The organism is Microbacterium sp. NPDC097977 (genome assembly GCF_040302605.1).
Classification (GTDB): Bacteria; Actinomycetota; Actinomycetes; order Actinomycetales; family Microbacteriaceae; genus Microbacterium.
In genome coordinates this window covers 1-8202 of the sequence record NZ_JBEOUR010000108.1, presented here as the reverse complement: position 1 = coordinate 8202, position 8202 = coordinate 1, and the positions used below count along the sequence as shown (strand labels likewise).

Below are 8202 nucleotides of genomic sequence, written 5' to 3'. Positions count from 1 at the left end.
GCCTGTGCCTGGCGTTCCCACAGCAACAGGAACTTGGCCATGCCGCGCAGGATGGCCATGTCACCACCCAGCGCCGGGCGGAAGTAGGCGGTGTTAGTCGGCTTGTCGCCATTGGTGAGCATTTCCAGCGGGAGTTGCGGATGCTGGAAGCGCTCCAGGCCGCGCTCTTTCAGGGGGTTGATACACACCACTTGGGCGCCGCGTTTAACTGCTTCGCGCAACGGTTCGAGCATGCGCGGATGGTTGGTGCCTGGGTTCTGGCCCCAGACGAAAATGGCATCGGCGTGTTCGAAGTCATCAAAAGTTACGGTGCCTTTGCCGACACCCACGCTTTGCGCCAGGGCGACGCCGCTGGCTTCGTGGCACATGTTCGAGCAATCTGGGAAGTTGTTGGTGCCGTAGGCGCGCACGAACAGCTGGTACAGGTACGCCGCTTCGTTGCTGGCGCGTCCCGAGGTGTAGAACTCGGCCATGTTCGGGCTTGGCAGGGCATTGAGGTGCTTGCCGACGAGGTCGAATGCCGCGTCCCAGCTGATGGGTTTGTAGCGGTCGGTCTCGGCGTCATAGCGCATCGGCTCGGTCAGGCGACCCTGGTATTCCAGCCAATAGTCGCTCTGCTCCAGCAGGGCGGTGACACTGTGCTTGGCGAAGAATGCACCATTGTGCCGTCGAGGACCGGGATGGCCGTCTTGGTGCCGGCGCCGTCACCCGACTGGAAGTGGACCTCGATGGTCGACCCGGGCTTGGCGTCGAGATCCTCGATGCGCAGCGGCTCTTCGCCGGCGCCGTAGCTGAGGGTCTTGCCTGCGGGCACCGTGACGGTCAGGGGGTCGAGGTCGCCGACGGTGATCGTCAGCGTCGCCTTCTCGGAGGAGGGGTTCACGACGGCGCCGATGAAGTTGCCCACCGTGCCGTCTTCCGACGCGACGATGAAGGCGTTGCGGACATCGATCGGTCCGTCGGAGTCGAAGACGTTGACGCCGTCGGACGCGGAGTACTCGATCTTCGTCGCCTGCGGCGAGATGAACGTGCATCCGGTGGCGCCCAGAAGGACGAGGGCGCTGATGGCGGCAGACGCAACAAGGCGCGATTTCACGGGTCCTCCTGAGGTCCGACGGGATATCCGCATCCATTCTATGCGTATGCGGGGGACGGTCCGAGGACGCAGGGGCGCGAACCTTAGCGCATATTCCCTGTGGTATCCTTGAGGTTGCCGAAAGGACAATTTTTTATGCTTTTTGAGGTTGGCGAGACTGTCGTCTATCCGCACCATGGCGCTGCGACCATCATCGAGGTCAAGGAGCGCATCATCAAGGGTGAGGCGAAGAAATACCTGAAGCTCAACGTCACCCAGGGGGACCTCATCATCGAGGTGCCCGCTGAGAACGTCGATCTGGTCGGGGTCCGTGATGTGATCGGCCGTGAAGGCCTCGATCACGTGTTCGAGGTGCTGCGCGCCCCGTTCACCGAGGAGCCCACGAACTGGTCGCGTCGTTACAAGGCGAACCTCGAGAAACTCGCCTCCGGCGATGTCATCAAGGTGAGCGAGGTCGTGCGCGACCTGTGGCGTCGGGATCAGGACCGCGGACTGTCGGCGGGAGAGAAGCGGATGCTGGCCAAGGCGCGTCAGATCCTCATCTCCGAGCTGGCTCTGGCGGAGAAGACCGACGAGGACAAGGCGAGCGCACTGCTCGACGAGGTCCTCGCTTCCTGAGAGATTCGAGAGAGGGCGGATGCTTCGGCATCCGCCTTTTTTCGTGCGCGCCGGTAACGTGAACCCGGTGAGCATGCTTCCCGTCCCAGACACCGCGATCCTCGTCGTCGCCGCCGGTTCCGGCACCCGACTGGATGCCGGAGCGCCCAAGGCGTTCGTCGGCATCGACACGCACACGATCCTGCGGCATGCGCTCGAGGGCGTCTTCGCCGCCGCCCCGGCGCAGGTGATCGTCGTCGCGCCCGCCGGGTTCGAGGGCGACGCCGAGACGGAGCTGCGCGCGGCGGCGGGTGACCGGATCGAGCTCGGACGCGTCGTCACGGGCGGCGACACCCGTCAGCGGTCCGTGGCCGCAGGGCTCGAGGCGCTGTGGGGCGATGTCACGCGGGTGCTCGTGCATGACGCCGCTCGTGCGCTGACTCCGCCCGAGGTGATCGACGCCGTGGCGGCGGCGGTCGACGGCGAGACGGGGATCATCCCCGCCCTCCCGGTCGTCGACACCCTGAAGCGGGTCGACGGCGATGCGATCATCGCGCCCGTCGATCGCGCGGAGCTGGCCGCCGCGCAGACACCGCAGGGCTTTCCCCGCGCGCTGCTCGAAGCCGCGTACGCGGCGGCCGCGGCATCCGGCATCGACTACACCGACGACGCGGCCCTCTTCGCCGCGGCCGGCCATCTCGTGCGGCGGATCCCCGGGGCGGCGCGGAGCTTCAAGATCACGACGCCGGACGACCTGGAGCGTGCCCGCCACCTGCTCGCCGCTGTCGAAGCGGTGCCCTCCGTGGCCGCGCCGTCGGTCCAGTCGTCGGGGCCGTCCGCCGGACCCAGGGTGGGCCTCGGAACCGACGTGCACGCGTTCGGGGGAGAGGGTGCGCTGTGGCTGGCCGGTCTCGAGTGGCCGGGGGAGCCGGCGCTCTCCGGCCACTCGGACGGCGATGCGGTCGCCCACGCGATCGTGGACGCGCTGCTGGGTGCGGCAGGCCTCGGCGACATCGGCGAGCACTTCGGCACCGCGCATCCCGAGTACGCGGGCGCCCACGCCGAGGTCTTCCTCGCGCGCACCCGGGAGATCCTCGCGGAGGCCGGCTTCGCGATCGGCAACGTGTCGGCCCAGTTCCAGAGCAACCGTCCCCGCTTCAGCGGCCGACGGGCGGAGGCCGAGCGCGTGCTGTCGGACGCCCTCGGGGGCGCGCCGGTCGCGGTCACCGCCACCACCACCGACGGCCTGGGCTTCCCCGGCCGGGGCGAAGGGGTCGCGGTCACCGCGGTCGCCATGATCCACCCGGTCTGACGATGCAGCATCCGGATGCCGGGAATGCCCCGGCCCGCCGGCTCGTTGGGGCACACAGCAGCGTGCGGCGGTCGCATGCGCAGAAGGAGATGTCATGAGGATCCTGGTCATCGGAGCCACCGGACAGGTCGGTCGTACCGCGGTCGACGCACTCGAGGGGCACGAGGTCGTCTCCGCCTCCCGCAGCGGTGAGCCGGCGGTCGACATCACCGATGAGGCGTCGATCGAGCGGCTCTTCGCCGCGGTCGGGCAGGTCGATGCCGTGATCGTCGCCGTCGGAGAGGTCCCGTTCGCTCCGCTGGGCGATCTGCGACGCGACGACCACGAGTCGGCGTTCCGCGGCAAGGTGCTGTCGCAGCTCGATGTCGTCCGCATCGGCACGCCGTTCGTGCGCGACGGCGGCTCGATCACACTGACCTCCGGCATCCTCGCCCGGGAGCCGATCGCGACCGGAGCGGCCGCCTCGATGGCGAACGGCGCCGTCGAGTCGTTCGTGCGCGCGGCCGCGACCGAGCTGCCGCGCGGCATCCGCATCAACGCCGTGAGCCCGTCGGTGCTGGAGGATGCGCCGGCGTATCACTCCTCGTTCCCCGGATTCGTGCCCGTGTCGTCGTATCGCGTCGGCCAGGCCTTCGCGAAGAGCGTGCTCGGGGTGCAGACCGGACGTGTCCTCGCGGTCGACTGACTGCGGGAACGACCGACCTCCCCGAGGCGCCGCGCAACCGCCCAGTCTTCGGATTCCGCCGCCCGGTAAGCTTGTGCGGTGACACTCCGCCTCTACGACACCCGCGCACAGCAGCTGCGCGACTTCGTGCCTCTCGATTCCGAGAACATCACGATGTACGTCTGCGGACCCACGGTGCAGTCCGGTCCGCACATCGGTCATGTCAGGGCGGCGCTCAGCTTCGATCTGCTGCGGCGCTGGCTGGCGCATCGCTACGGGCGCGTGACCTTCGTGCGCAACGTCACCGACATCGACGACAAGGTGCTGGCGAACGCGACGGACGCCGAGCCCTGGTGGGCGCTGGCATACCGGATGGAGCAGGAGTTCACAGCGGCATATGCCGGTGTCGGCATCCTCGCACCGACCTACGAACCTCGCGCGACGGCCTCGATTCCGCAGATGCAGGAGCTCATCGCGACCCTCATCGAACGCGGCCACGCGTACCCGGCGCCGGACGGTTCGGGCGACGTCTACTTCGACGTGCGTTCGTGGCCGTCGTACGGCGAGCTCACCAACCAGTCCGTCGATGCCATGGAAGCTGCCGAGGACGCGGACCCCCGGGGCAAGCGCAATCCGCAGGACTTCGCACTGTGGAAGGGCGCGAAGGCCGACGAACAGGCGGATGCGACCTGGCAGTCGCCCTGGGGCGCGGGGCGTCCCGGCTGGCACATCGAGTGCTCCGCGATGTCGAAGCTCTATCTCGGACCGGAGTTCGACATCCACGGCGGTGGCCTCGATCTGCGGTTCCCGCATCACGAGAACGAGCTCGCCCAGTCGACGGCCGCGGGCGACGGCTTCGCGCAGTACTGGGTGCACAACGGCCTGGTGACCGTCGGTGGACAGAAGATGTCCAAGTCGCTGGGCAACTTCACGCTCGCCGCCGAGGTGCTCGACGCCCACGATCCGCTCGTGGTGCGGTATGCGCTCGCCGCCGCGCACTACCGCTCCAGCCTCGACCTCACCGAGTCGTCGTGGACCGAGGCAGAGGCGGCGCTGGGGCGCATCCGGACCTTCCTCGACCGGGGGCGGCGCCTGGCGAAGCCGGGGTGGTCCCAGGCGAAAGAGGGGCTGCCGAACGAGTTCTGGGCCGCCATGAACGACGACCTCGCCGTCCCCCGCGCTCTCGCGGCGATCCACAGCAGCATCCGTTCGGGCAACGCGCTGCTGGATGACGGGAAGATCGACGAGGCCAGGCAGGACGTGATGGACGTCATCGCGATGACGAACATCCTCGGTCTCAATCCGCACGCCGCCGCGTGGAGCGAGAGCGGCGACGGTGCCACGGCATCCGCTCTCGACGCGCTCGTGCAGACGATGATCGCCCAGCGCGCGCAGGCGCGCGCTGACAAGGACTGGGCCGCGGCCGATCGCATCCGTGATGCGATCGCCGCTGCTGGAATCACGCTGGAGGACTCTCCGGCCGGAACTCATTGGAGTATCGATGGCTAAGCCACAGCGCCCCGGCGCGAACAAGGGAAACAAGAAGGGCCCCACCAAGGGCACCGGCGGCATGGGACGCAAGTCCCTCGAGGGTCGTGGACCGACCCCGAAGGCCGAGGACCGCGCCTGGCACCCCGCCGGCAAGCGCAAGGCCGCGGCCGAGCGCTACGCGGCGTCCGGTGGCAAGGGCAAGCCGGGCCAGCGTCAGACGTCCGGCGGCAACCCGAACCGCTCGGCGCGCGCCAAGGACAACACGACCGAGGTCGAGGTCGTCACCGGCCGTAACTCCGTGCTCGAGGCCCTGCGCGCGAAGATCCCGGCGTCGGCGTTCTACATCGCCCAGCGCGTCGAGATGGACGACCGCGTCAAGGAGATGCTGTCGATCGCCACGAACCGGGGCATCCCGGTGCTCGAGGTGACGCGTCAGGAGCTCGACCGCATGGCCGGGTTCGACGGCGTGCACCAGGGCGTGGCCGTCAAGGTGCCGCCGTACGAGTACGCGCATCCGCAGGACCTCCTCGAGGCCGTCATCGACAGGGGCGAGGTCCCGCTGTTCGTCGCTCTCGACGGCATCACCGACCCGCGCAACCTCGGTGCGATCATCCGCTCCACCGGTGCGTTCGGCGGCCACGGCATCATCCTGCCGCAGCGTCGCTCGGCCGGCGTGAACTCCGCGGCCTGGAAGACCAGCGCCGGTGCGGCGGCCCGGGTGCCGGTGGCCCTCGCCACCAACCTCACGACGCAGCTCAAGGAGTTCAAGAAGCAGGGCGTGTTCGTGCTCGGCCTCGACGGCGACGGCGACGTGCTGCTGCCGGAGCTGCAGCTGGCCGATCGCCCCGTCGTGATCGTCACGGGCTCCGAGGGCAAGGGGCTCTCGCGCCTCGTCGCCGAGACGTGCGACCAGATCGTGTCGATCCCGATCTCGGCGGTGACCGAGTCGCTCAACGCCGGCATCGCGACGTCCGTCGCGCTGTACCAGGTGTCGACCATCCGCAACGCGAAGAAGTAGGGGAGAAGCACATGGCTCGCATCGTCGTCCTCGGAGGAACCGGCTACGCCGGACGCCACATCGTCGCGGAGGCGGTGAGCCGCGGTCACGAGGTCATCGCGATCTCCCGCTCCACCCCGTCCGACGCGGTCGAGGGAGCCTCGTACGTGCAGGGCTCCGCTCTCGAGAAGGGGGCGCTCGCGAGCGCCGTCGACGGCGCGGATGCCGTGGTCTCGGCCCTCTCTCCGCGCGGCGACATGACCGACCGGGTGCTCGACGCGCTGCGCGTCGTCATCGCCGAGCTCGACGGTGCGCGAACGCGTCTGGGTGTCGTGGGCGGTGCCGGCGGCAGCCTCGTCGCCCCCGGCGGACCCCGCCTGTTCGACCTCGACTTTCCCGAGGAGTACAAGCACGAGGCCCAGGTCGGCATCGACTCGCTCGCACTGCTCGAGAGCACCGACGAGTCCCTGGACTGGTTCTTCGTGCACCCCGCCGAGGTCTTCGGGCCGTGGGCCGAGGGAGAGCGCACCGGTCACTACCGTGACGGCGGCGATGTGATCGTGCGGGACGACGAGGGCAAGTCCTTCATCTCGGGCGCCGACTTCGCCGTCGCGGTGGTCGACGAGATCGAGCGTCCGGCGCACCGCCGCGGGCGCTTCACCGTCGGGTACTGATCCCGCGGGCGAGCGCGCTCAGACGAGGTCGCGCCAGTCCACCTCGTCGTCGGCGACCGTGGTCGCTCCGGTGATCACGGGCAGTCCCATCGTCTCGGTGGGAGGGCCCATGATGGTCGCCTCGTCACGTCTGTGGCGCAGCACCTCGTTGATGTAGCTCGTGAGCACTTCGGCGAGGGGCACGGACCGGCCCTGCGCCTGCGACAGGTACCACCGGTGCTCGAGCACCTGGTGGAACACCTCGGCCGGTTCGAGCTTGGCGCGCAGCTCGTAGGGGATCGCCCGCACCACGGGCTCGAACACGCGCGTCAGCCATTCGTGGGCGTACATCTCCTCGTCCGCCCACTGCTTGGTCGAACGGGCGCGGAACTCGTCGAGGTCGTTGAGCAGGCGTCGGGCCTGGTTCTCCTCGACGTCGAGTCCGGTCAGGCGGATGAGGCGCCGCTGATGGTGTCCGGCATCGACGACCTTCGGCTGGATCTCGACGACCGTGCCGTCGGAGGTCGTCGACATCGACATCTCGTCGATGTCGAACCCGAGGGCGTTCAGGCGCTCCACGCGCTCGGTGATGCGCCAGGTCTCGGCGGCGGCGAAGGACTCCTGGGCGGTGAGCTCGGCCCACAGCGAGCGGTACGACGACACGATGCCGTCGGCGATCGCGACGGCGTCGACGCCGTGCTCGAGGCGTCCGCCCGCGGCGAGGTCCATGATCTCGCCGGCGATGTTCGTGCGCGCGAGGTCGAGGTCGTAGGCGCGCTGGCCGTCGGTCAGGCCTTCCTCGTGCAGTTCGCCCGTCTCGGCATCGACGAGGTACGCCGCGTAGGCGCCGGCATCGCGCCGGAACAGGGTGTTCGACAGCGAGACGTCGCCCCAGTAGAAGCCGACGTTGTGCAGACGCACCAGCAGCACGGCGAGGGCGTCGACCAGGCGGTCAGCGGTGTCGGGGCGCAGCACCCGGGTGAACAGCGCGCGGTACGGCATCGAGAAGCGCAGGTGCGAGGTGACGAGGGCGGCGGGAAGCGGGTCTCCCGACGCATCCGTCCGGCCTGCGATGACCGCGACCCTGTCGACGCACGGGACGTCGAGGCGGGCGAGGTTGCCGAGCATCTCGTACTCGCGTCTCGCCATCTCATCCGTCGTCTCCTTTACGGCGACGACACGTCCCGACAGATCCGCGAACCGCACCAGATGGCGGGAGAGTCCCTTGGGGAGGGACACGATCTGCTCCGACGGCCATCTGGCCAGGGTCGTCGACCAGGGCAGCGCGAGCAACGCGGGGTCGACGGAGCTGGCGGTGATCCGCAGCGCATCCTGCATGGGACTCCAGACGAGGGGGGAAATCAGAAGCGGCGCGGGCGACCGAAGTCAGCC

At 69.0% G+C, this 8202-nt stretch carries 9 protein-coding genes; 6 read left to right on the top strand and 3 right to left on the bottom strand.

Features of this window, described 5'->3' with window-relative positions:
* Together ABTZ43_RS16330 and ABTZ43_RS16325 are read right to left on the bottom strand one after the other, a co-directional pair.
* A partial coding sequence (locus tag ABTZ43_RS16330; RefSeq protein WP_350539543.1) for a molybdopterin-dependent oxidoreductase occupies positions 1-572 on the bottom strand: 572 nt, incomplete at its 3' end.
* A gap of 8 nt (positions 573-580) precedes the next feature.
* Positions 581-1096 carry a DNA modification methylase gene (locus ABTZ43_RS16325; protein WP_350539542.1) on the bottom strand — a complete coding sequence of 172 codons (516 nt, stop codon included), beginning with the start codon at positions 1094-1096 and terminating at the stop codon, positions 581-583.
* 135 nt (positions 1097-1231) lie between these two features.
* Between ABTZ43_RS16325 and ABTZ43_RS16320 the strand changes: the two genes are divergently transcribed.
* The 6 genes from ABTZ43_RS16320 to ABTZ43_RS16295 all read left to right on the top strand — a co-directional run bounded on the left by ABTZ43_RS16320 (position 1232) and on the right by ABTZ43_RS16295 (position 6831).
* On the top strand, positions 1232-1714 hold the full coding sequence (locus ABTZ43_RS16320; protein ID WP_056312597.1) for a CarD family transcriptional regulator: 483 nt from the start codon (positions 1232-1234) through the stop codon (positions 1712-1714).
* A 73-nt stretch (positions 1715-1787) separates the two neighbouring features.
* The gene (gene ispD, locus ABTZ43_RS16315) at positions 1788-3005 is read left to right on the top strand and encodes a 2-C-methyl-D-erythritol 4-phosphate cytidylyltransferase (RefSeq protein ID WP_502885421.1); all 1218 of its coding nucleotides are present in this window, start codon (positions 1788-1790) and stop codon (positions 3003-3005) included.
* 94 nt (positions 3006-3099) lie between these two features.
* Positions 3100-3690 (top strand): short chain dehydrogenase, encoded by a 591-nt coding sequence (locus ABTZ43_RS16310; RefSeq protein ID WP_350539540.1) that lies wholly within the window; start codon positions 3100-3102, stop codon positions 3688-3690.
* Positions 3691-3768: 78 nt separating this feature from the next.
* Positions 3769-5178 (top strand): cysteine--tRNA ligase, encoded by a 1410-nt coding sequence (cysS, locus tag ABTZ43_RS16305; protein ID WP_350539539.1) that lies wholly within the window; start codon positions 3769-3771, stop codon positions 5176-5178.
* On the top strand, positions 5171-6178 hold the full coding sequence (gene rlmB, locus ABTZ43_RS16300; protein ID WP_045254316.1) for a 23S rRNA (guanosine(2251)-2'-O)-methyltransferase RlmB: 1008 nt from the start codon (positions 5171-5173) through the stop codon (positions 6176-6178). Before cysS ends, rlmB begins: the two co-directional genes overlap by 8 nt.
* Before the next feature lie 11 nt (positions 6179-6189).
* Positions 6190-6831, top strand: a complete 642-nt coding sequence (locus ABTZ43_RS16295; RefSeq protein WP_350539538.1) for an NAD(P)-dependent oxidoreductase — start codon at positions 6190-6192, stop codon at positions 6829-6831.
* 18 nt (positions 6832-6849) lie between these two features.
* On the opposite strand, the gene ABTZ43_RS16290 is transcribed toward ABTZ43_RS16295, so the two are convergent.
* Positions 6850-8148, bottom strand: a complete 1299-nt coding sequence (locus ABTZ43_RS16290; protein WP_350539537.1) for a DUF4032 domain-containing protein — start codon at positions 8146-8148, stop codon at positions 6850-6852.
* Positions 8149-8202: the final 54 nt, after the last annotated feature.